The following is a 21,303-nucleotide window of genomic DNA, read 5'->3' as shown; positions in this document are numbered from 1 at the left end:
CACCTTATGCCGGATTTCCCCATGTCCAAGATCAAACCAGACGATTCGCTCGCCGCACCGGCCACCGGGATCCGCAAAGGTCTCACCAACTATGGTGACAGCGGCTTCTCCCTGTTTTTGCGTAAAGCTTTCATCAAGGGGGCGGGCTATACCGACGAAGCACTGGATCGACCTGTGGTCGGCATCTCCAACACCGGCAGCGCCTACAACCCGTGCCACGGCAATGCGCCGCAATTGATCGAGGCGGTCAAGCGCGGCGTGATGTTGGCTGGCGGCTTACCGATGGATTTCCCGACCATTTCCATTCATGAAAGTTTTTCGCAGCCGACCAGCATGTACCTGCGCAACCTGATGTCGATGGATACCGAGGAGATGATCCGCGCCCAACCGATGGACGCGGTCGTGCTGATCGGGGGCTGCGACAAGACCGTGCCGGCGCAGTTGATGGGCGCGGCATCGGCGAATATTCCCGCCATCCAACTGATCACAGGCTCCATGCTGACCGGCTCGCACCGCGGCGAGCGCGTGGGTGCGTGCACTGATTGCCGCCGCTATTGGGGCAAATTCCGCGCCGACGAGATCGATAGCGCGGAAATTGCCGCCGTGAACAACCAACTCGTGGCCAGCGTCGGCACCTGTTCGGTGATGGGCACTGCCAGCACCATGGCTTGCGTGGCCGAAGCACTGGGGATGACAGTGCCGGGCGGCGCATCGCCGCCGGCTGTGACGGCCGATCGTATCCGTATCGCGGAGGAGACCGGCGCCCAGGCCGTGCGAATGGCACGCAGCGGCCTGACGATCGACAAGATTCTGACCGCCGATGCATTCGAGAACGCCATCCGCGTGTTGCTCGCGATCGGTGGCTCGACCAATGGCATCGTGCACCTGACCGCTATTGCGGGACGCATGGGACTGGATGTCGATCTGAAGGCACTGGATCGCATGGGTCGCGAAACACCGGTGTTGCTGGACCTGAAACCGTCCGGCCAGCACTACATGGAAGACTTCCACCACGCCGGCGGCATGGCGACGTTGCTGCGCGAACTCAAGCCGCTGCTCAAGCTCGACGCGATGACCATCACCGGGCGCACGTTGGGCGAGGAGATCGAATTGGCCGGTCCCGGCTTCGAACAGGATGTGGTGCGCACAATCGCCGATCCGATCTATCCGCAAGGCGGCATTGCCGTCTTGTACGGCAACCTAGCGCCTGGCGGCGCGATCATCAAGCAATCCGCCGCCGATGCCAACCTCATGCAGCACGAGGGGCGCGCTGTGGTGTTCGAGAACGGTCAGGATATGGCTGAGCGTATTGACTCGGACGACCTCGACGTCACGGCCGACGATATTCTGGTGCTGAAAAACATCGGTCCGAAAGGTGCGCCGGGAATGCCTGAGGCCGGTTATATCCCGATTCCGAAAAAGCTGGCGCGTGCCGGCGTCAAGGACATGGTGCGCGTTTCTGACGGGCGCATGAGTGGCACCGCCTTTGGCACCATCGTGTTGCACGTGACGCCTGAGGCGGCCGTGGGTGGCCCGCTGGCCTATGTTCAAAACGGCGATCGTATCCGGCTTGACGTAGCCGCGCGCGAAATCACGCTGCTCGTGTCGGACTCCGAACTGTCAAGCCGTGCGGCCGCCGCGCCCGTAGACGTGCCGACGGCCGAACGCGGGTATCGGAAACTGTTCCTCGATACGGTGCTGCAGGCCGATAAGGGCGTCGATTTCGATTTCTTGCGTGCCGCGAGAATTCACGACACGACGCCGAAGGGCTAGCGGCTGCGTGCCGCACCGCGATCCAGATTTCCGTTGGAAAGAGTCAGCAATACAAACACGCCTTCCTTGCATTTCCAATTTATTTAACTATAATGTTAAATATAAACCAAAAGGTTTATAAAAGGAGGCAATCATGAACGAACCGTTTCATCGTCCTTCGCTGGGCGCGTCGGTGTACTACAAGGATCCGTTTGCCGCGCTCGACTGGCTTGAGAAAGCGTTCGGCTTCGAGCGTCAATTGGTGGTCACAGATAGCGACGGCCAGTTGGGCCACTCGGAAATGCGTTTCGGCGACAGCTACGTGATGATCTGCCGCGAATGGTCGGAAGACGCGACGAGTCCTGCTTCGATCGGCGGCAAGAATACGCAATCAGTGCACGTGCAACTGCGCGAGGGGATCGACGAACATTGCACCCATGCGCGTGCTGCGGGCGCTGTCATCACGCGCGAACCGGCGGATCAGTTCTATGGCGACCGCGTCTATGCGGCGCGCGATCCGGAAGGGCACGTCTGGAGCTTCGGCCAGACGGTTCGCGAGGTGTCGCGCGAGGAAGCAGAGCGTGTGAGCGGCCTGAAAATCGAAGGGTGGGTATAAGCGATGGGACTGCCTGCCAGCGTCTCGCTTGACCGCACTCTGGCCGCACTGGCGGATCCGAACCGGCGTCAGGTGGTCGATCTGCTCAGCCAGCAGCCGATGCGCGCCGGCGAACTCGCGCAAGCCACCGGTCTTTCGCCGCAGGCGATGAGCCGGCATTTGCGTGTGCTGCGCTCGAGCGAACTGATCGAAGAATCGCACGACGGCGTCGACGCGCGCGTGCGTCTCTACGTGCTCAGGTCGGCGCCGATGAGCGAACTCAAGGCATGGCTCGAACAGACCGAAGCCTTATGGTCCGAGCAATTGCTGTCGTTCAAGGCGCATCTGGAGCAACAGGAATGAGTTCGCGCGTGCAGGTGTCGCTACGCGTCGTGGCAACGCCCAAGCGCGCGTTCGAAGTGTTTACGCGTGAGATCGGCAGATGGTGGCGGCCGAATGGCCTGTTTCAGTTCACGCCGCAAGGCGCGGGCGTGCTGTCGTTCGAACAGGCCGAGGCGCCTCACACGTCCGCTGCGTATGTCCGCCTGATCGAAACACAACCGGACGGCAGCGTGTTCGAGATCGGCCGCGTGACGGTCTGGGAGCCGGGCGAGCGTTTGGCATTCGGCTGGCGTCAGGCCAGTTTCACCGACGCGCAGCACACGCAGGTCGAAGTGCGTTTCGAAGCGGTGGGTGACGAAACGCGCGTGACCGTGGAGCATCGCGGCTGGGATACGGTGCCGCAGGAGCATGTCGCGCGCCACCATTTCCCCGAGCGCGTGTTTCTGTTGCGGCACGGCGAATGGTGGCAGGTTTTGCTGGCGTCGCTACGGACTGAAGTGCAATCGGCTGCGCCACCGGGCTGAATGGCTGCGTGTGCGTCGTACGTTCTCGTCAGCGTGTGGCGATAGCGGCGGCAACACCGGCCATGACCGTGGCGCTGGCGCGGTTGGTGAACTTCACCGCGCGGCGCGTGCTCAGCAACTTGCGCGCACGTGTGGCGAGCAGCGCCCAACCGAAGTCGACGGCCATCAGTACGATCAGCATGGTGAGCGTGAGTTCGAACCACGCGACGGTGCCGATGCGCGACAGATCGATGATGGTCGGCAGCAACGCGAGGTAGAACATCATGATCTTCGGATTGCCGAGCGTTACCAGCAGGCCGGCGATGAACATGCGCCACGGCGACTGGCCGCTCGGCAGGTCGCTGCCTTGCACGTCGGCCGGCGCGCGCCACATCTTCCAGGCCAGGAACAGCAGATAGGCGACACCGACAAATTTCAGCGCGATAAACACCATGCCGAAGCTGCGCGCGATCACCGCAAGGCCGGCTACGGCGCAGGTGAGCCACAATGCTTCACCCAACCACATCGCGGCGAGAAACGGCAATACGTCGCGAAAGCCGTTGGTCAGCACGCGCGCGACCAGTGCGGCGATGCTGGGGCCGGGCGTGCCGGCGGCGATGATCAGCGCCAGCGCGAAGACGAGCAAAGCAGACAGCGACATAAGGTTTCTCCACGAAATTCAGTGGGCGCGCAACCATCGGCTTAGTGAGCGCGCAATCTCCGGTTTAATGAGCGCGCAACCGCCGGTTGACGAAGCGCCACACGGCGCTCACCAGCAGCGATCCGACACCGAGCGAGACGCCCAGCAGCACGATCGAACTCATATGATCGCGCACCAGCGGCACGTTGCCGAACAGATAGCCGGCCGCCACCAGCGACACGATCCACAGCGCCGCGCCGGCCGTAACGAACGACACGAAACGTGCAAACGTCATGCGCGAAACACCGGCGACGAACGGCGCGAACGTGCGCACGACGGCAATGAACGGGGACAGCAGAAAGGTCAGGCCACCGCGTGCTTCGTAAAACGTGTGTGCTTTGCGCAGTGCGTTTTTGTCGAGCCAGCGGTAGTCTGCGGTATAGACTTTTTCGCCGATGGCACGGCCGATCGCATAGTCGACGATGCTGCCGGTCACCGTGGCGGCGAACAGCACGGGGATCACGAGCCAGACGTTCAGCGCGCCAGTGGCGGCGAGACCGCCACAGATGAAGATCAGCGGATCGCCAGGCAAAAAGAAAAGCGGCAGGAAACCGATTTCGACGAACACGACGAGAAATAGCATCGCATAGACGGCCGTGCCGTATTGCACGATCAAACCGCTCAGGTGCTGGTCGAAGTGCAGGGCGACCTGCAGCACATGCATGAGATCCATCTTGGTTTGAAAGGGGTTTGGGTGTTCGGGATTTTAGTCCCGCGGCGGTGCGGGCACTTGTTTATTTCTTGCTGCTGATGTCAATATCGGGGCGTGTCTTCCAGAATCGCGCCCGAAAAAAGTTAAGAAACCCCTATGCAACACGCTTCCAACCTCACGTTCCGCCTTGCCGCACCGCACGATGCGGACGCTATCCGTACGATCGAATTCGAGGCCGGCCAGCGTTTTGTCAGCGTCGGCATGACCGGTATCGCCGATGCACCGCCGATGGAGCTGGAACTTGTCCACCACAAGATCGACGCGCAGCAGATCGTCGTCGCCGTGGATACTGATGAGACGTGTGTGGGGTTTGTGATGTTCGAGCCGCAACCCGCGCGCTTCTATGTTCAGGAGCTTGACGTGTTGAGTTCGCATGCCGGGCAACGTATCGGCGCGGCGCTGATCGAGCAGGTCGCGCGACTCGCGCGTGCGCAACAGATAACGCAACTCATTTTGTCGACGTTTCGCGATGTGCCGTGGAACGCGCCGTACTATCGGCGGCTCGGCTTTCGCGATATCGAGGAGGCCGATCTGGATGCGGCACTGATCGCACGGCGCGATGCGCACATCGCGCGCGGACTCGACGAATCCAAACGCGTGTTCATGCGGCGTGACCTTGCGTAACGCCGCATGAACCGAACGTCTTATTCCACTGCTTCCAGCGTCGGATAATCCACGTAGCCAGTTTCGCCGCGTGCGTAGTAGGTTGCCGGATTCGGCTTGTTCAGCGGCGCATTCGTCGCGAAGCGGCGCACCAGATCCGGATTCGCGATGAAAAGTTGACCCCAGGCCACCGCGTCCGCTTCACCCGCGTCGAGCACGTGCTGCGCGGTTTCCCTGGTGAACTTTTCGTTCGCGATGTACGGGCCGCCGAACGCCTTCTTCAGTTGCGGGCCGAGGCGGTCGTCGCCGAGTGCTTCGCGGGCGGCGATGAACGCGATCTTGCGCTTGCCGAGTTCGCGTGCCACGTAACCGAAGGTCGCTGCCGGATCCGAATCACCCATGGTGTGCGAGTCGCGGCGCGGTGCGAGGTGCACGCCGACACGGTTCGCGCCCCAGACGTCGATACAGGCGTCAGTGATTTCGAGCAGCAGGCGGGCGCGGTTTTCAATCGGGCCGCCGTAGACGTCGGTACGCTTGTTGGTGCTGTCCTGCAGGAACTGGTCGAGCAGATAGCCGTTCGCGCCATGCACTTCCACACCGTCGAAACCTGCTGCCTTCGCGTTTTCAGCGCCCTTGCGGAACGCTTCGACTACGCCCGCGATTTCGTCGAGTTCGAGTGCGCGCGGCGTCACGTACGGACGTTCCGGACGCACCAGGCTCACGTGGCCTTGCGCCGGGATGGCGCTAGGCGCAACCGGCAGTTCGCCATTGAGGAACAGCGGGTCCGAAATACGGCCGACGTGCCACAGCTGCAGGAAAATCTTGCCGCCGGCTGCGTGCACGGCGTTCGTGACGATCTTCCAGCCTTCCACCTGCTCCTGCGACCAGATACCCGGGGTGTCGGCGTAACCGACACCTTGCGGTGTAACGGACGTAGCTTCGCTAATGATCAGGCCTGCCGTTGCGCGTTCGGCGTAGTACTTCGCCATCAGCGCGTTCGGCACGCGGATTTCTTCGGCGCGTTGGCGCGTAAGCGGCGCCATGATGATGCGGTTCGACAACGTGATGTCGCCAATCTGGAGCGGGTCAAAAAGAGTCGGCATATGAGTTCACCTTAGGTGGCGGGCGCGTGGCCCCGGCCTTAAAAAACTGCGTGATGAAATAAGCGAAAAAACGCGGCGATGCGGATGAAGCGCTCAGAGCTCGGTGTTCATGTGCTCGAGAAAAGCTTGAATGACAGCCTCGTTGCGTTTGAAAAACACCCATTGACCGACCCGCTTCGACGTAACCAGACCGGCGCGCTGCAAGGCGGCGAGGTGCGCCGACACGGTTGACTGCGACAAGCCGCAGTGCGCGTCGATCTTGCCGGCGCACACGCCGTGATCGAGTGGCAGCTCCTGGTCGGAGAAATGCGCATACGGCTCGCGCAGCCAACCGAGAATCTCCCGCCGTACGGGGTTGGCAAGCGCTTTGTGAATCGCGTCGATATCGAGCGTCATGTGGGTCGGTTTCAGGGCATCAACTTCAGATCGTCAACAACAGGCAGGTATGACGCGCGTTAGCGGCCATTCATCTGCATCGCTACAAGACGAATCATATATCGGAATTTTACGATATGCTTGAAGCCACTACTGGCTATGGGGTCGATAGATGTAGACGCACAAATAAGCCGCACTCTCCACGGCGCTGGAAGGCGCACATGACGGTAAATATGAAAGGCATCTGTCACGTTATAGTTACGATCTATCAATAGCATTGCAAAAATCGCATTCTGTTGATGGCCGCTCTCACATATATTTTTATGTGCAGTAGGCCTGCCGACGCGGACCAATCCTGGTCCAATACACGCCAAGACGTCCGTCATCGGACGAAGGCTATGCGCGCTGGGTGACAGTGCCAGCACATCAAAAAGAGCCCATCATGTGATTTCCCGACCGCCCGTTGGCGCTGGTTCGGCGATGCACCGTAGAAGCCAGACGCCGTGGAAGAACTGGTAGTGGGTACATTCCCCAAGGAGATAGTGCATGTCAAACGATGCAAAGTGCCCGTTCAATCATGCTGCCGGAGGTGGCACGACCAACCGTGACTGGTGGCCAAAGCAGCTGCGGGTGGATCTGCTTAGCCAACACTCCAGCAAGTCGGACCCGCTGGACAGCGGCTTCAACTATGCCGAGGCGTTCAAGAGCCTCGATCTCGCCGCGGTGAAGAAGGATCTTGCGGCACTGATGACCGACTCGCAGGAATGGTGGCCGGCAGACTTCGGCCACTATGGTCCGTTCTTCATCCGCATGGCCTGGCACAGTGCCGGCACGTACCGCATCGGCGACGGCCGCGGTGGCGCCGGGCGTGGTCAGCAGCGTTTCGCGCCGCTCAACAGCTGGCCGGACAACGTCAGCCTCGATAAAGCTCGCCGCCTGCTGTGGCCGATCAAGCAGAAGTACGGCCAGAAAATTTCCTGGGCCGATCTGCTGATCCTTACCGGCAACGTCGCGCTCGAGACCATGGGCTTCAAGACATTCGGCTTCGGTGGCGGTCGCGCCGACACCTGGGAGCCGGACCTGGACGTCTACTGGGGCAACGAAAAGACCTGGCTGGGCGGCGATGTCCGTTACGGCAAAGGAGCTGCCGGCAGTGGCGGCGAAGGTGTGATCGTGGCCGATCCAGAACTGCATGGCAGCGAAGTCAGCCGCGATGACAACGGACGCAACCTGGAAAACCCGCTGGGCGCCGTGCAGATGGGCCTGATCTATGTCAACCCGGAAGGTCCCGACGGCAATCCTGATCCGCTCGCTGCGGCACATGACATCCGTGAAACCTTCGCTCGCATGGCCATGAACGACGAGGAAACGGTCGCGCTGATCGCCGGTGGCCACAGCTTTGGCAAGACGCACGGCGCCGGTCCTGCCGACAATGTGGGTCCGGTACCGGAGGCCGCCGACCTCGAGAACCAGGGGCTGGGCTGGAAGAGCAGCTTTGGCACCGGCAAGGGCGCCGACGCGATCTCCAGCGGACTGGAAGTCACCTGGACCACCACGCCGACGAAGTGGGGCAACGGCTTCTTCGAGAACCTGTTCAAGTACGAATGGGAACTGACCAAGAGCCCCGCCGGCGCCAACCAGTGGGTCGCCAAGGATGGCGGCGAAACGATTCCGCACGCTTACGATGCCGCGAAGAAGCAGCGGCCGACGATGCTCACCACCGACCTCTCGCTGCGCTTCGACCCCGTCTACGAGAAAATTTCGCGGCGCTTCCTGGCGAACCCCGACCAACTGGCCGACGCCTTCGCCCGTGCATGGTTCAAGCTCACTCACCGCGACATGGGACCGCGCGCCCGTTATCTTGGACCGGAAGTGCCCGCTGAAGAACTGATCTGGCAGGACCCGATTCCGGCGGTCGACCACGCTCTGGTGAACGATCAGGACGTCGCCTCGCTCAAGCAGAAGATTCTGGCGTCAGGGCTGTCCGTTTCGCAACTGGTGTCGACGGCCTGGGCGTCGGCATCCACCTTCCGCGGCTCGGACAAGCGCGGCGGCGCCAACGGCGCGCGCATTCGCCTCGCCCCGCAGAAAGACTGGGCGGTCAACCAGCCCGAGCAACTGGCGAAGGTACTGAAGGTCCTGGAAGGGATCCAGAGCGAGTTCAACGGCGCGCAGTCCGGCAAGAAGGTATCGCTGGCCGACCTGATCGTGCTGGCCGGTAGCGCCGGCATCGAGCAGGCCGCGAAAAACGGCGGCCATCAGGTGACCGTGGCATTTACGCCGGGACGCGCGGATGCGTCGCAGGATCAGACCGACGTGGAATCCGTTGGAGCGCTTGAACCCGTCGCCGATGGTTTCCGTAACTATCTGAAGGGCAAGTACAGTGTCCCGGCCGAGGCATTGCTGATCGACAAGGCGCAATTGCTGACCCTGACCGCACCCGAGATGACGGCGCTCATCGGCGGCTTGCGCGCCCTGAAGGTTCAGAGCGGGCAGGATTCGCATGGTGTCTTCACCAAGCGGCCGGAAACGCTGACCAACGACTTTTTCGTCAACCTGCTCGACATGGGTACGGAATGGAAACCGGTCTCCCGGGACGTGTTCGAAGGGCGCGACCGCAAAACCGGTGAGGTGAAGTGGACCGGTAGCCGTGTTGATCTGGTGTTTGGTTCGCACGCTCAGTTGCGGGCGCTGTCCGAAGTCTATGCAAGCGAGGATGGGCAGGCGAAATTTGTTCGCGACTTTGTCGCAGCGTGGGTCAAGGTGATGAACCTCGACCGCTTCGACCTCGCCTGAGCAGGGTGAGGGTTCCGTCAAGCTCGCAACCCTGACGGCACTTTGCCTCACTTTGCGAAGGTAATTCTGCATGTCGCGGTGCGACTCCGGTTATATCGGAGTCGCACCGTTTTTTTTGCGTCCATGCCATACCGTGCAGCCTGAGTGACTCGAATATTCGCGTCATTGCCTCAGCCTGCATGATCGTCCTCTCCCTTCCTTAGGTTTCGTAGCGGCCCACTTTGGCCCGCGACTCGACCGTTGCGTTGCTTGCGGGTGTCTGCCAGTCGATTCAGGGTTTACTCGGTGCACACATACTTGAAAAATCAAGTACACTCAGTCGCAACATAGTTGAAAAATCAAATAAATTAGCTTCTGGGACAAACCCGTGTGATGCGCCTCATCTTCGCTTTGCAGATGAGGTTGCGATGCCTTGAATTGGAGCAGATCAATGAGAAACAAGATTGCGCTTGAGGAACACTTTGCGATAGACCTCACTATCGAACAGTCGAAAATTTATGCGCCTGCCGCCGTTTGGGAAATGCTGAAGTCCAATCTGATGGACATCGAGCAGCAGAGACTCGAGCGGATGGAGCAGGGCGGAACCGGGTATTCAATCTTGTCACTCAACTCGCCTGGCATCCAGGGTATCCCGGACGTTAAACAGGCGATTGATGTCGCGCGACGGGCCAATGATGTCCTCGCAGAACATGTTGGCCGCCATCCATCCCGTTTGGGCGGATTTGCCGCGTTGCCTATGCAGGACCCCGAAGCGGCGGCACGCGAACTCGAGCGAAGCGTGAAAGATCTGGGATTCCATGGCTTCATGGTGAATGGCTTTTCCCAGGTGGGCGATGCGGAAAACGTTGTGTACTACGATGCCCCGCAATACACCGATTTCTGGGCGAGCGCGGCGGCGCTCGGCAAGCCTTTCTATATGCACCCTCGCGATCCGTTGCCGTCGCGCGAACCGATCTACGATGGTTTCCCATGGCTGACCGCCGCAACCTGGGCGTTCGCGGTTGAGACGAGTACTCACGCACTGCGGCTGATGACCTCCGGTCTCTTCGACCGCAATCCTGAGTTGCAGATGATTCTTGGCCATCTCGGCGAGGGGATTCCGTTCAACATCTGGCGTGTCGACCACATTCTCCAGAAGGCGCCGCGAGGATTGCCCTGCAAGCGCAGCGTGGGCGAATACCTCAGGGAGAATGTTTACGTCACGACGAGCGGAAATTTCAGAACGCAGACGTTGCTGTCCACGATGCTGGAAATGGGCAGCGACAGGATCATGTATTCGGTGGACTATCCGTTCGAAACGCATGACGAGGCGTCCCAGTGGTTCGACACATGCTCGATCAGCGAAACGGATCGCGTGAAGATTGGACGGGAAAACGCACAGCGTTTGTTCGGTCTTGAATGATGCGAGGAATAGGAGAAATCGAATGTCCGTGACTCAATTGGCACCAGCAGATGTGTGGCGTAACAAAATCTATAGCGGCGGATGGAAGACCGGAGGCGCGGGTACGATCCCGGTGACCGAGAAGGCGACCGGCGTGGAATTGGGATCGATTGGTTGCGCATCGGCTGCCGATGTGTCCGCCGCCGCCGCGATCGCGACCGAGGCGCAACGCGCCTGGGCCGCGACGCCAGGGCCTCAGCGCGGGGATGTGTTGCGCGAGGTCGCCCGTTTGCTGGAGGTTCACAAAGAGGAAATCGCCGTTCAGATTGTTCGCGAGACTGGGTCGATACGGCCAAAGGGGCAACTGGAGGTGAAGCTGGCGATACGCGAGATTCTCGAAGCGGCAGCGTTGGGCAGCCAGCCAACCGGGATGATCACGACAAGCGACGTGAAGGAGCGACATAGCGTAGCGCGCAGAATTCCCATGGGCGTGGTCGGTGTTATTACCCCGTGGAATTCTCCGTTCATTCTGGCGGCGCGCGCCATCGCTCCGGCGCTCGCCACCGGCAATGCAGTGCTGCTCAAGCCCGACCCTCAATCGCCGGTCAGCGGCGGCGTCCTGTATGCGCGGCTATTCGAGGCGGCGGGGCTGCCCGAGGGGCTGTTCCATGTCCTTCCCGGTGCGACGGAAACCGGTGACGCGCTGGTCCGGGATCCTCTTGTCAACATGATCAGCTTCACAGGATCCACGCGGGTCGGGCAAGCGATCGGCGCCGTAGCGGGCGGCTTGCTCAAGCGAGCGAGTCTCGAACTCGGCGGCAAGAATCCCTACATCGTGCTTGACGACGTCAATGTCGAAGCTGCGGCGAGCGCTGGAGCGTGGGGATCGTTTTTGCATCAGGGGCAAGTCTGCATGTCTGCGGGCCGGCATCTCGTTCATGAACGCATTGCTGACGCCTACATTGAAAGCCTCGTCAGGCGAACCAGGGCTCTATCGGTTGATGACCCTTTCAAGGGCAATGTCCATCTCGGCCCCATCATCAATGAACGGCAGGCTGCAAACGTCGATCGGATCGTTGCTGAGTCTGTGAGCAAGGGCGCGAAGGTTCTCGCTGGCGGGAGTCGCGACGGGCTGTTTTTTAACCCGACCGTTATGGTGGACGTCGCGCCGGGGATGCCTGCGTTCGAGGAAGAGATTTTCGGTCCCGTCGCCGCGGTGACGGTGTTCAAGAACGATGACGAAGCGGTCACGCTCGCCAATCAGAACCGGTATGGCCTGGTCGCGGCCGTGGCTTCTTCGGATTTACGTCGCGCCCAGCGGATTGCGGATCGACTGCATGCCGGCATCGTCCACATTAATGATCAGACGGTCATGCACGAGGTGTTTGGTCCGATGGGCGGTCTGGGTTTGTCCGGCAACGGACATAACTACAGCACCCTGACCAACATCGACCAGTTCACGGAATGGCAGTGGGTGACGAGCCGCGACGAACTTCCGGCTTATCCATTCTAGAACGGCGTTGTGCCGGGCTCGCCGCACACGGGCACGGATCCGCGTCGCCAGGCAACGTCGAGAAGACAGGAATGACCTATTGGCGCACGATTTCATGCGCCAACGGAGCGAGGTGAATTGTGACCCCCGATACTGCGCAGCGAGTCGAAGAGACGCCTGCTTCGATCGTCGACATTGGCGCGTTGATCGATAGCCAGCCATTGAGCACCTTCCAGAAATGGATCATGGTGATGATCGGTTGCTCGGTGGTGATGGATGGATTCGACGTGCAGACAATGGGTTTCGTCGCGCCTGCGATTGTCCGTGCGTGGGGCATCAGCCCGGCCGAGCTCGGCCCTATTTTCGGTGCCGGCTTGCTGGGGATGCTCGCGGGCTCCATCGTTCTCGGCGCCATGGCCGATCGTGCGGGGCGTCGGCCGGTACTCATTGGCGCGACCGTTTTCTATGGGCTATGCATGCTCGGTACCACTCTGGTTCAGAGTGTGCCGGAATTTCTTGTGCTTCGTTTCCTGACCGGTTTCGGGATCGGCGGCGTGATGGGTAACGCTATCGCGCTGGTCAGCGAATACAGTCCGCAGAAATATCGGGCATCGCTGATGACATGGGTCTCGTGTGGCTTCACGGGTGGGGCCATTGCTGGAGGACTTCTTTGCGCAGCCTTGCTCCCGTCGATGGGCTGGAGGTCGGTGTTCTTCGTTGGGGGCGTATTGCCGCTGCTCATTGCCGTCCCGATGGCGAGGTATCTGCCGGAATCGCTCCAACTGCTGGTGGTCAAACAGCGCAGCCTGGAAAAGGTGGCTCAGTGGCTTGGGCGAATCGCGCCGAACGTCCAGCTTGCGCCGGGAACGCGCTTTGCCGTTCGCGGGCAGTCGCAAGCGAAGGCCTCCGTTGGCGAGCTGTTTCACCACGGCCGCGGCACGATCACGCTGCTGCTGTGGGGGATCAACTTCGCGAATCTGCTGGACCTCTTTTTCCTGTCGAACTGGCTTCCGATGCTTTCCTTGCGAATCGGACACGGGGTGGCGACGGCTGTGCTCATCGGCACCTCATTGCAGATCGGCGGTACGGCGGGCGCGCTGGTGCTTGGTCCGTTGATGGACCGTTTCGGCTTCTATCGTGTGCTGGCGCTCAGTTTTCTGGTCGCCACATTTTCGGTAGCATCTGTTGGTCTGCCCGATCTATCAACGGGGTTGCGCTATGCCGTCGTGCTGATAAGCGGAATCTGCATCGTCGGCGGGCAGCCGGCGGTCAACGCGTTGACCGCGACGCTCTATCCAACTTCGTTGCGGGCCACCGGGGTTGGTTGGAGTCTGGGAATCGGCCGGGCGGGCTCAATTATCGGTCCTGTGGTGGCCGGACAACTGATCAGGCTGCAATGGTCGAATACCGCGTTGTTTGTCGCGGCTGCGGTGCCCGCGCTGGCATCGTGTCTGATGCTTGTTTTCCTCAGCCGTGCTTCGGCGAGAAATCGGATCGATTGCGTTGAGTGTTAGTGGGTTGTGACAGATTCAGAGAGAGCGCTTCGATCATTAACTTAGTAAAACTAATATAAATAGCCTTATGTGACGGCGGGAACCTGCATGGCCGCAGCGATGACTTCGTTTTGAATCCGCTTAATCCATGGCGTCATTTAGATAAAAGAAAAACAGCATAGCACTGTCGTGTCAACGACAGATTGCCCAAACAGCCAACCTGGATAATGACCCCGGCGTCGTTTGAATACGACGGCGAAAGATCATACCGATAGCGATCTGGTGCGGCTGCTCAAACGGGGCGGTGCGGCTCGAACGGTTCAATCGGATGGGCGGATGGCTGCCTGACAATGGATTCGAGTTCGGCGGTATCTATCAAGGTGATCCGGCCGTACCGGATACGCACGAGTTGCCGGTCTATGAACCAGCGCAGTTCCTTGTTGACGTGCTGGCGTGAGGCCATGAGCAGTGCAGCCAGATCTTCCTGTGACAGACGGATGCCGAGCGTAACGCCATCATTATCGGAGTGGCCGTAGCGTTTGCCGAGTGCGAGTAAATGGCCGGCGAGGCGCGCGCGAAACGACATCAAACCAAGATTGCCGAGGCAGTCGTGAAGGTGGCGCGCACGTGTGGCGAGTAAACGGAGCAGGCTTACGGTGAGGGTCGGATCGCGTTCGAGTGTGGCGTTCAACGCAGCGGCGGGAATGTGAAAAAGCCGGGTGAGTCCGCGCGCCCGCTGGTTGTGAATGGAGCGCTGATCGGTCATCACGGCGGTGAGATTGGCCAGCTCGCCTGGCGGGATGAAAGTCTCGACGGCCCGAATGCCCTGGGTGCTTGGCCATCCCCATTCGAGCATGCCGGAAAGAATGATGTGGATATCGGTGCAGGGATCGTTGGCGAGATAAATCAGCTGGCCATCTGCATATGTGCGCAGATGGCCAGCTTCGACGAGGGTGTCGAGGACGGCTTCGGGCCACGCGCGCAGGCCCTCATGGTTACGGAACGCAATCCATATGATCTCCCGCTGCCTGCGTGACAGATCGCGGCCGCTCGACTGCAATGGCAGATTTGCCGCTGCTTTGGCGGAGATATCTTCAGCGCGGTCGACAGGGGAAAGGTTTTGGGGTGGAGCTTGCATGCGGCAGTCCGGTTCGGGGTGTTTGAGTCGAAGAATCGATAAACGCGAGCTGTGTTGAATGGAATGTCTCGGGCGATTAACGATAAACGATAAACGTGTATCGCGGCACGGGTGCAGGGCCGCTTTAAGGACGTTTTTTTGTGAGCGCCGGACGTCTGCCGGCGGGATGATGGAACGCGAGCCGTCTGGACCTCGCCCTAATGGGAGAAGATTTATATGAGTCAACCGATTGTGAGCGGCGCGCTGGACGATGCAACCGCAGCTACGCGTCATGATGTCGATGTGCTGGTCGTCGGTGGCGGTCCGGCCGGCACCTGGGCCGCGATTAGCGCGGCAGCGAGGGGAGCGAAGGTCGTGCTGGCGGACAAGGGTTTCTGCGGGACCTCGGGCGCGACGGCGCCGTCAGGCACCGCGATCTGGTATGTCTCGCCGCAGAGCGATACACGAGAGCGGGCGAAACAGAGCCGTTTCGATCTGGGAGGCCAGCTTGCGGAACACGACTGGATGGATCGTGTTCTTGAGCAAACCTGGGTGAATGTCCACCAGCTTGCAGAGTGGGGTTATCCGTTTCCCGTCGACGAAAATGGCGAGGAGCAGCGCACATCGCTGCAGGGGCCGGATTATATGCGGCTGATGCGCAAGCGCGTGAAGGAGAGCGGTGCAAGCATCCTCGATCACAGCCCAGCCCTCGAACTACTCGTGGATGGGGGCGGCGCGGTTGCCGGCGCGCGCGGCGTGCAGCGCCAGAGCGGGGAAACGTGGGTCGTGCGCGCGAAGGCTGTGGTGATTGCAACGGGCGGTTGCGCGTTTCAGAGCCGCGCGCTCGGCTGCAATGTGTTGACTGGCGACGGCCACCTGATGGCCGCCGAGGTGGGCGCGGAGATGTCCGGCATGGAGTTCTCGAATGCCTATGGTCTTGGTCCGGCATTCGCTTCGGTCACCAAATCTCTGTTCTACAAATGGGCGACGTTCTACGACGAACAGGGCGTGAAGCTCGAGGGAGCAGGCTCGGCATTCGGGCGCAGCATCATCGCGCGCGAGCTGCAGACGCGCCGCGTGTTCGCGTGTCTCGACCGCGCGGACGAACAGGTTCGCGTGTGGATGCGCACGGCGCAACCAAACTTCTTCGTGCCTTTCGACCGGCTGGGCATCGATCCCTTCACCCAGCACTTCCCGATAACGCTCAGGTTGGAGGGGACGGTTCGCGGAACCGGTGGCCTGCATGTCACGGGCCGCGATTGTTCGACGTCGGTGGAAGGTCTCTACGCGTCAGGCGACGCCGCGACTCGCGAGATGATTTGCGGCGGGTTCACTGGAGGCGGCAGCCATAACGCAGCATGGGCGATGTCGTCGGGTTTCTGGGCGGGCGCCGGTGCCGCTGACCACGCGCTCGCGAAGCGTCGCGCCGGGACCGGCAGACTCTATTGCGCGGGCGATGTCGGCTTGCGCGACACGTCGCACAACACGCCTTTTGACAGCGCGAGTGTCGTGAAGGCCGTGCAAGGCGAGGTGTTCCCGTATGAGCGTAACTGGACGCGCAGCGGGGACCTGCTGGACGATTCGCTGAGCCGCCTCGACGCACTGTGGGCCGGCTTGCGCGCACGCGCGCCGGCACGCGGCGCGCACGAGGCCGTGCGTGCGCGAGAGGCGGCGGCGATGGTTGCGACCGCGCGCTGGATGTATCGCAGCGCGCAGGTACGTACCGAGACGCGCGGCATGCATCGACGCGCGGAATACAAGTCGATCGATGCCGGGCAGCGTCACAGATTGATCAGCGGAGGCCTCGACGACGTATGGGTCCGCAGGAAGGAGGTGGACACGGGGTTGGTGCCAGCTGAACATCAAGGAGCCCATGCATGATCGAACTTTTGAGCGAATCGCGCTGCACGGGATGCAACATCTGCGTCCGCGCGTGCCCCACTAATGTATTCGAGGCGGTGGAGGGTGGCATTCCGCGGATCGCGAGGCAGGACGACTGTCAGACCTGCTTCATGTGCGAGCTGTACTGTCCAGCTGATGCCCTGTTCGTTGCGCCGCAGGCCGATGCGGCCGTCGCGGTGGAGGAAGCACGTCTTCCGCACGGTGTGCGCCTCGGCAGCTATCGCGAAGCACTCGGCTGGGGTCCGGGGCGCAGCTCTACCGCCGCGCTTGATGCAAGTTACGCACTACTGACGCCTATCAATTGATGAAAGACGGCAGCAGTGCCATAGCTTCGGCGAGACGCCGTACCCCTCGTCAAAGGGGTAGCGGCACCGCTCACTCGGGCACGAAGCCAGTCTTGCCCTCGAACATCACGGACTCGGCGATGTCCTTTTGTGCCTGCAGCGCGGCCAGACTCCCGGCGTAGCCGGTTTCCAGCACAGAAAAGGCATCTCCGCCGAGGACGGTGCGCAGCGGCGGCTTCGGCATCTGGCTGACCGTATAGATGGCGTCGGCTATTTTCACGGGGTCGCCTGAAGCGTATGCGTCGCCGTTTTCCGCAATCCAGCGGCGCAGCTTGCCAACCGCGCTGTCCTTGTATTCATCGAGTTCTGCGGTCCAGCGGATATTGGCCACGAAGCCGGTCTTGATGGAGCCCGGTTCGATGATGATGGTCTTGATGCCGAACTCGGCGATTTCCTGGCCCACCGCTTCGGCAAAGCCTTCCAGACCGAACTTCGCGGCGTGGTACAGCGCGCCTCCGGGGAAGGCCGCGCGTCCGCCGACGCTGCTGACATGGATGAACGTGCCGCGTTTCTTTGCGCGCAACGCCCCGAGGAAGGCACGCGTGACGTGGATTGGCGCCAGCAGATTCAGCGCAAGCTGCTGCTCGATATCGGCCTCGCTCATTTCCTCCATCGCGCCGATCACGGCGCCGCCCGCGTTGTTGACGACCACGTCGACATCGGGATGGCGCGCTGCGGCGGCCCGAACCTGTTCGTGATCGGCCAGGTCGACCGACTCCACCTGGAGCAGATCCGGATGGGCCTGCTTCAACGCCTGCATCGCTTCGACACGGCGCACCGCTGCAACCACAGGATGCCCCTGGGCCAGTACTTTTTCCGTGAGGGCGAGCCCGAGACCGCCGGACGCGCCGGTAATGAACCACTTCTGATTTGACATGATAGCGTTCTCCTTTCAAATAATGAGCGCGTACGCACTCAATGATAATCGAAAATTTTTAGACCGTGATTGCCCGCCAGGCGACATGAAAGCCGAGTTGACGGTGACGTTCGGCACTCTCAGGGTGCTTGTCGACGTACTCGATCGTTGTGTCGGCGATGTGCTCAATGATGGACGAAAGAAATGCGATCGAGGCGTCCACCAGCACGCCATCGCGCACGGCGTCCTCCATCATCTGGGACACCGCCAGAAACGGTCCCATGCCCTGTGCTCGTGTGTCGTCGAGTATGTGGCCGGAGGCCGAAAGCCGTGAGAGGGCAAAGCGCCCAGCGGCATTGGCCAGTCCCCAACTCACATAGCGCTCGAAGACGTGCTGCATACGCTGCCGGTAGCCTGCATCGTGTGGATAGTCCGGCATCACGGATCTCGCCAAATCCTGCTTCAGGTGCAGGTACAGCTCCTGGAACAACGCGTCCTTGTTCTCGAAGTAGGTGAACAGGGTGCCTTCCGCCACACCGGCGCGCCGGGCGATGCCCGCCGTGGTGGCCAGCACGCCCTGTTCAGCAACGATTTGCGTTGCAGACAGCAGCAGGGCGCCGCGTTTTTCCGGACTCAAAGGGCGTGCCATCGTATGTCTGAAGATAAATAGAGTGATTACGCGCTCAATTATAACCACTTTTTGGGATGAGTGCCGATCAGACGATGGGGCGAAGAATGACACTTCAGCCGCGAACGAGTGAGTCGAGTCAAACAAGGTCGTCGAGCGCGCCGGCGTTTTCGTACACCTTGAGCAGCATGGCGCGAAGCACCTGAACGTCGTTTGCAGTAAAGCCGCTCAGTATCACCGACTCATGTTGCTTCGCGACCGGGACGATGCGCAGCGCCAGTTCGTCGCCCTTGCTTGTCAGGGCAATCCTGATTGATCGTCCATCCGTCGTGCTCTTCTCGCGCTTGACCAGCTCCTGGCTCTCAAGACGATCAATGATCCTGGACAGGGCGGAAATATCAGACGTTGCATGCACCGACAACTCAGACAAGGTCTGGCGCGGAACGTACAGCAACGAGGCACAGACTCGCCATTCGCTGAGGTTCAGGCCGAACGGTTTCAGTGCCTTCGCGAATGCGTTTCCCATTCGGCCTCCGGCCCGTGTCAGCAGGAACGGAATCGCCTGTTCGAGTTCTTGTGGTCGCTTCGGTGTCTTCATGGTCATCGGTGGGTTGCGGGTTTACATGGGTGCGTATATTTGAAAAATCAACTATACTCCATTTCAAATCTAGTTGAAAAATCAAATAAATGTTATCCGGGCGAATTCGGATAGCCCGCCTCTTTCTGAGTGAGCAACGCGTCATATGCTGAACCAGCGCAGACGTGAGGGAGGCGTCGGATCGATCGAGCCTGCTGGATAAAAAATATTCAGCGTTGGTCTTTCAATCACTTCATTGGCATTGCTAATAAAAATAACAATTGCAATGACGATCTATACGAACGGAGATCGGATTTGGACACTCAAGTCATCATTGTCGGAGCTGGGCCGGTCGGGCTGACACTTGCGATCGATCTTGGCAAGCGCGGCATAGCGTGTGTGCTCGTCGAGCAAAAGGCGGAGCCCCAATTTTTGCCGAAAATGGAGCGTTGCAACGCGCGGACCATGGAGATCTTCCGGCGGCTTGATCTCGCGGACTGCATCCGGGCCGCCGGCATGCCCGAGGACGTCCCCATGGACATCCAGATCATCCGCTCCATGGCGGAGCCTCCGATACTGCGCTTGCCCTATCCGTCGGTGGCGGAGGCTCGCGCGCTCACGCTCGAGAGCCACGACGGCAGCCTTCCGCTCGAACCTTATCAGCTCATTTCTCAGTACACACTGGAACCGCTTCTTCTTGAGGTGGCCGAGCAATTGCCGGCGGTCACGGTGATACGGAGTACGACGTTTCTGGAATTCACCGAGCAGGACGAAGCCGTTCTGGTGGCGGTCAATGCCGCCGACGGTGTGAGAAGAACTTTGAAGGCCGCTTACCTCGTGGGCTGCGACGGTGGCGCGAGCCATGTACGTAAGCAACTGGGCATCCGTCTGGAGGGCGAGGGCAACATTGCGCGACTGAGACAGGGCCTGTTCTACTGCGAGCAACTCTACGAGCGGCTTCCGATTGGCAACGGGCCGAGCCGGGGGCGGCACTATCTGGTGGCGGGCGGGCCTCCCACGTTCATGATCATGCAGGATTCCACACGACATTGGACGGTCCATTCCGCTGTCGAGAGCGATGACGAGATGCGACGGATGTTCGAACGGATCATCGGCGTTGCGTTGCCCTACGAGATGCTGTATTGCGCGGAATGGCGGCAGAATCTGCTGTTGGCCGAACGCTATGGAAAGGGACGGGTGTTTCTCGCAGGCGATGCGGTGCACCTCGTGATTCCTACGGGCGGTCTCGGCATGAACACCGGCGTTGGCGACGCAACCGATCTTGCCTGGAAGCTGGCCGCCACGCTGCAAGGATGGGGCGGCCCGGGGTTGCTGGCCTCCTACGAAGCTGAACGGCGCCAGATTGGCGAGCGGGTTGTCGGCGCATCGCGCTACGCGTCGCTTGGATATCGCGCATGGTTGGCCGAGGTGCGCCCGGAGATTGGAGACGATACACCCGCAGGGGCGACTGCTCGTGCCCATCTGGCCGTTGTGGCGAACGTGGAGCAGCGCAAAGCAAACGAGATGATCGGCGCGGAACTAGGCTATCGCTATGTGGATTCGCCCATTGTCGACAATGTACCGGGAGGGCCGCAGCACGATCTGCGTGCCTATCTTCCCACTACGTGGCCGGGCGCGCGGCTTCCCCATATGTGGCTCACCGACGGAAGCGCCATCCAGGACCGGCTGCGGCCGGAGCGCTACACGTTGATCGACGTCGCGGGTGGGCATGATGCGAGCCCGCTGCTCGCCGCGTTCGAAACGCTCGGCTCGCCACTCGATGTGCTCGTGCTCGCGGATTCGAGGCTTCGAACCGTCTATGAGCGCGACCTGATCCTCGTGCGGCCCGACATGCATGTCGCGTGGCGCGGCGACCGGCTCCCGCAGGCCGTCGATGATCTCGCCGCAAAGGTGACAGGACATAGCAACGCAAACCGCGCGTTGGGTTCGATCAGCAGCCGCTGACGGAGCCGGCTGAATCGAAGCAAATCATTCGGTCAGCCCCACGCAGCAGACTCGACGCGCGACGACG

At 60.8% G+C, this 21,303-nt stretch carries 20 protein-coding genes; 12 read left to right on the top strand and 8 right to left on the bottom strand.

Going from position 1 to position 21,303, the window contains the following annotated elements; translation table 11 throughout:
* Positions 1 to 21 precede the first annotated feature (21 nt).
* The 4 genes from PQQ86_RS31560 (at position 22) to PQQ86_RS31545 (ending at position 3,213) form a co-directional block, all read left to right on the top strand.
* Positions 22 to 1,773, top strand: a complete 1,752-nt coding sequence (locus PQQ86_RS31560) for an IlvD/Edd family dehydratase (protein ID WP_408276035.1) — start codon at positions 22 to 24, stop codon at positions 1,771 to 1,773.
* A gap of 133 nt (positions 1,774 to 1,906) precedes the next feature.
* The gene (locus PQQ86_RS31555; RefSeq protein ID WP_408276032.1) at positions 1,907 to 2,368 is read left to right on the top strand and encodes a VOC family protein; all 462 of its coding nucleotides are present in this window, start codon (positions 1,907 to 1,909) and stop codon (positions 2,366 to 2,368) included.
* 3 nt (positions 2,369 to 2,371) lie between these two features.
* The gene (locus PQQ86_RS31550) at positions 2,372 to 2,710 is read left to right on the top strand and encodes an ArsR/SmtB family transcription factor (RefSeq protein WP_054039157.1); all 339 of its coding nucleotides are present in this window, start codon (positions 2,372 to 2,374) and stop codon (positions 2,708 to 2,710) included.
* Entirely contained in the window at positions 2,707 to 3,213 is a 507-nt protein-coding gene (locus PQQ86_RS31545) for an SRPBCC domain-containing protein (RefSeq protein ID WP_408276029.1), read from the top strand. The genes PQQ86_RS31550 and PQQ86_RS31545 overlap by 4 nt, the downstream gene beginning before the upstream one ends.
* 28 nt (positions 3,214 to 3,241) lie before the next feature.
* Here PQQ86_RS31545 and PQQ86_RS31540 read toward each other — a convergent pair whose 3' ends face one another.
* Together PQQ86_RS31540 and PQQ86_RS31535 are read right to left on the bottom strand one after the other, a co-directional pair.
* Positions 3,242 to 3,853, bottom strand: a complete 612-nt coding sequence (locus tag PQQ86_RS31540; RefSeq protein ID WP_097393747.1) for a LysE family translocator — start codon at positions 3,851 to 3,853, stop codon at positions 3,242 to 3,244.
* Positions 3,854 to 3,917: 64 nt separating this feature from the next.
* Complete coding sequence (locus tag PQQ86_RS31535; RefSeq protein ID WP_408276025.1) at positions 3,918 to 4,565, bottom strand: VTT domain-containing protein; 648 nt, start codon at positions 4,563 to 4,565, stop codon at positions 3,918 to 3,920.
* A 135-nt stretch (positions 4,566 to 4,700) separates the two neighbouring features.
* On the opposite strand from PQQ86_RS31535, the gene PQQ86_RS31530 reads away from it, so the two are divergent.
* Positions 4,701 to 5,228 carry a GNAT family N-acetyltransferase gene (locus PQQ86_RS31530; protein ID WP_408276022.1) on the top strand — a complete coding sequence of 176 codons (528 nt, stop codon included), beginning with the start codon at positions 4,701 to 4,703 and terminating at the stop codon, positions 5,226 to 5,228.
* 20 nt (positions 5,229 to 5,248) lie between these two features.
* Here PQQ86_RS31530 and PQQ86_RS31525 read toward each other — a convergent pair whose 3' ends face one another.
* Positions 5,249 to 6,310 (bottom strand): alkene reductase, encoded by a 1,062-nt coding sequence (locus PQQ86_RS31525; protein ID WP_408276020.1) that lies wholly within the window; start codon positions 6,308 to 6,310, stop codon positions 5,249 to 5,251.
* A 93-nt stretch (positions 6,311 to 6,403) separates the two neighbouring features.
* Entirely contained in the window at positions 6,404 to 6,706 is a 303-nt protein-coding gene (locus tag PQQ86_RS31520) for an ArsR/SmtB family transcription factor (protein ID WP_154567261.1), read from the bottom strand.
* Between the two features lie 525 nt (positions 6,707 to 7,231).
* On the opposite strand from PQQ86_RS31520, the gene katG reads away from it, so the two are divergent.
* The 4 genes from katG to PQQ86_RS31500 all read left to right on the top strand — a co-directional run bounded on the left by katG (position 7,232) and on the right by PQQ86_RS31500 (position 13,868).
* Complete coding sequence (gene katG / locus PQQ86_RS31515; protein WP_408276016.1) at positions 7,232 to 9,481, top strand: catalase/peroxidase HPI; 2,250 nt, start codon at positions 7,232 to 7,234, stop codon at positions 9,479 to 9,481.
* A 430-nt stretch (positions 9,482 to 9,911) separates the two neighbouring features.
* A complete protein-coding gene (locus tag PQQ86_RS31510; RefSeq protein ID WP_408276013.1) occupies positions 9,912 to 10,883 on the top strand; it encodes an amidohydrolase family protein in 972 nt (323 codons plus the stop codon).
* Between the two features lie 22 nt (positions 10,884 to 10,905).
* Complete coding sequence (locus tag PQQ86_RS31505; protein ID WP_408276010.1) at positions 10,906 to 12,375, top strand: aldehyde dehydrogenase family protein; 1,470 nt, start codon at positions 10,906 to 10,908, stop codon at positions 12,373 to 12,375.
* Positions 12,376 to 12,494: 119 nt separating this feature from the next.
* Complete coding sequence (locus PQQ86_RS31500; RefSeq protein WP_408276007.1) at positions 12,495 to 13,868, top strand: MFS transporter; 1,374 nt, start codon at positions 12,495 to 12,497, stop codon at positions 13,866 to 13,868.
* A 271-nt stretch (positions 13,869 to 14,139) separates the two neighbouring features.
* Here PQQ86_RS31500 and PQQ86_RS31495 read toward each other — a convergent pair whose 3' ends face one another.
* Entirely contained in the window at positions 14,140 to 14,907 is a 768-nt protein-coding gene (locus tag PQQ86_RS31495; protein WP_408276004.1) for a Crp/Fnr family transcriptional regulator, read from the bottom strand.
* A 294-nt stretch (positions 14,908 to 15,201) separates the two neighbouring features.
* Here PQQ86_RS31495 and PQQ86_RS31490 point away from each other — a divergent pair, with 294 nt between their 5' ends.
* On the top strand, positions 15,202 to 16,845 hold the full coding sequence (locus PQQ86_RS31490; protein ID WP_408276001.1) for an FAD-dependent oxidoreductase: 1,644 nt from the start codon (positions 15,202 to 15,204) through the stop codon (positions 16,843 to 16,845).
* A complete protein-coding gene (locus tag PQQ86_RS31485) occupies positions 16,842 to 17,171 on the top strand; it encodes a 4Fe-4S binding protein (protein ID WP_408275998.1) in 330 nt (109 codons plus the stop codon). The genes PQQ86_RS31490 and PQQ86_RS31485 overlap by 4 nt, the downstream gene beginning before the upstream one ends.
* Positions 17,172 to 17,241: 70 nt before the next feature.
* On the opposite strand, the gene PQQ86_RS31480 is transcribed toward PQQ86_RS31485, so the two are convergent.
* From PQQ86_RS31480 to PQQ86_RS31470, 3 genes are all read right to left on the bottom strand, one after another.
* Positions 17,242 to 18,087, bottom strand: a complete 846-nt coding sequence (locus PQQ86_RS31480) for an SDR family NAD(P)-dependent oxidoreductase (protein WP_408275995.1) — start codon at positions 18,085 to 18,087, stop codon at positions 17,242 to 17,244.
* 58 nt (positions 18,088 to 18,145) lie between these two features.
* The gene (locus PQQ86_RS31475) at positions 18,146 to 18,715 is read right to left on the bottom strand and encodes a TetR/AcrR family transcriptional regulator (protein ID WP_408275992.1); all 570 of its coding nucleotides are present in this window, start codon (positions 18,713 to 18,715) and stop codon (positions 18,146 to 18,148) included.
* A gap of 118 nt (positions 18,716 to 18,833) precedes the next feature.
* Entirely contained in the window at positions 18,834 to 19,298 is a 465-nt protein-coding gene (locus PQQ86_RS31470; RefSeq protein ID WP_408275989.1) for a MarR family winged helix-turn-helix transcriptional regulator, read from the bottom strand.
* Positions 19,299 to 19,586: 288 nt separating this feature from the next.
* On the opposite strand from PQQ86_RS31470, the gene PQQ86_RS31465 reads away from it, so the two are divergent.
* The gene (locus tag PQQ86_RS31465; protein ID WP_408275986.1) at positions 19,587 to 21,236 is read left to right on the top strand and encodes an FAD-dependent monooxygenase; all 1,650 of its coding nucleotides are present in this window, start codon (positions 19,587 to 19,589) and stop codon (positions 21,234 to 21,236) included.
* Positions 21,237 to 21,303: the final 67 nt, after the last annotated feature.

Origin of the sequence: Paraburkholderia sediminicola, assembly GCF_046026675.1 — a bacterium.
Classification (GTDB): Bacteria; Pseudomonadota; Gammaproteobacteria; order Burkholderiales; family Burkholderiaceae; genus Paraburkholderia; species Paraburkholderia sediminicola_F.
The sequence above is the reverse complement of the archived record's forward strand: the minus strand, read 5'-3'. Positions and strand labels throughout refer to the sequence as shown.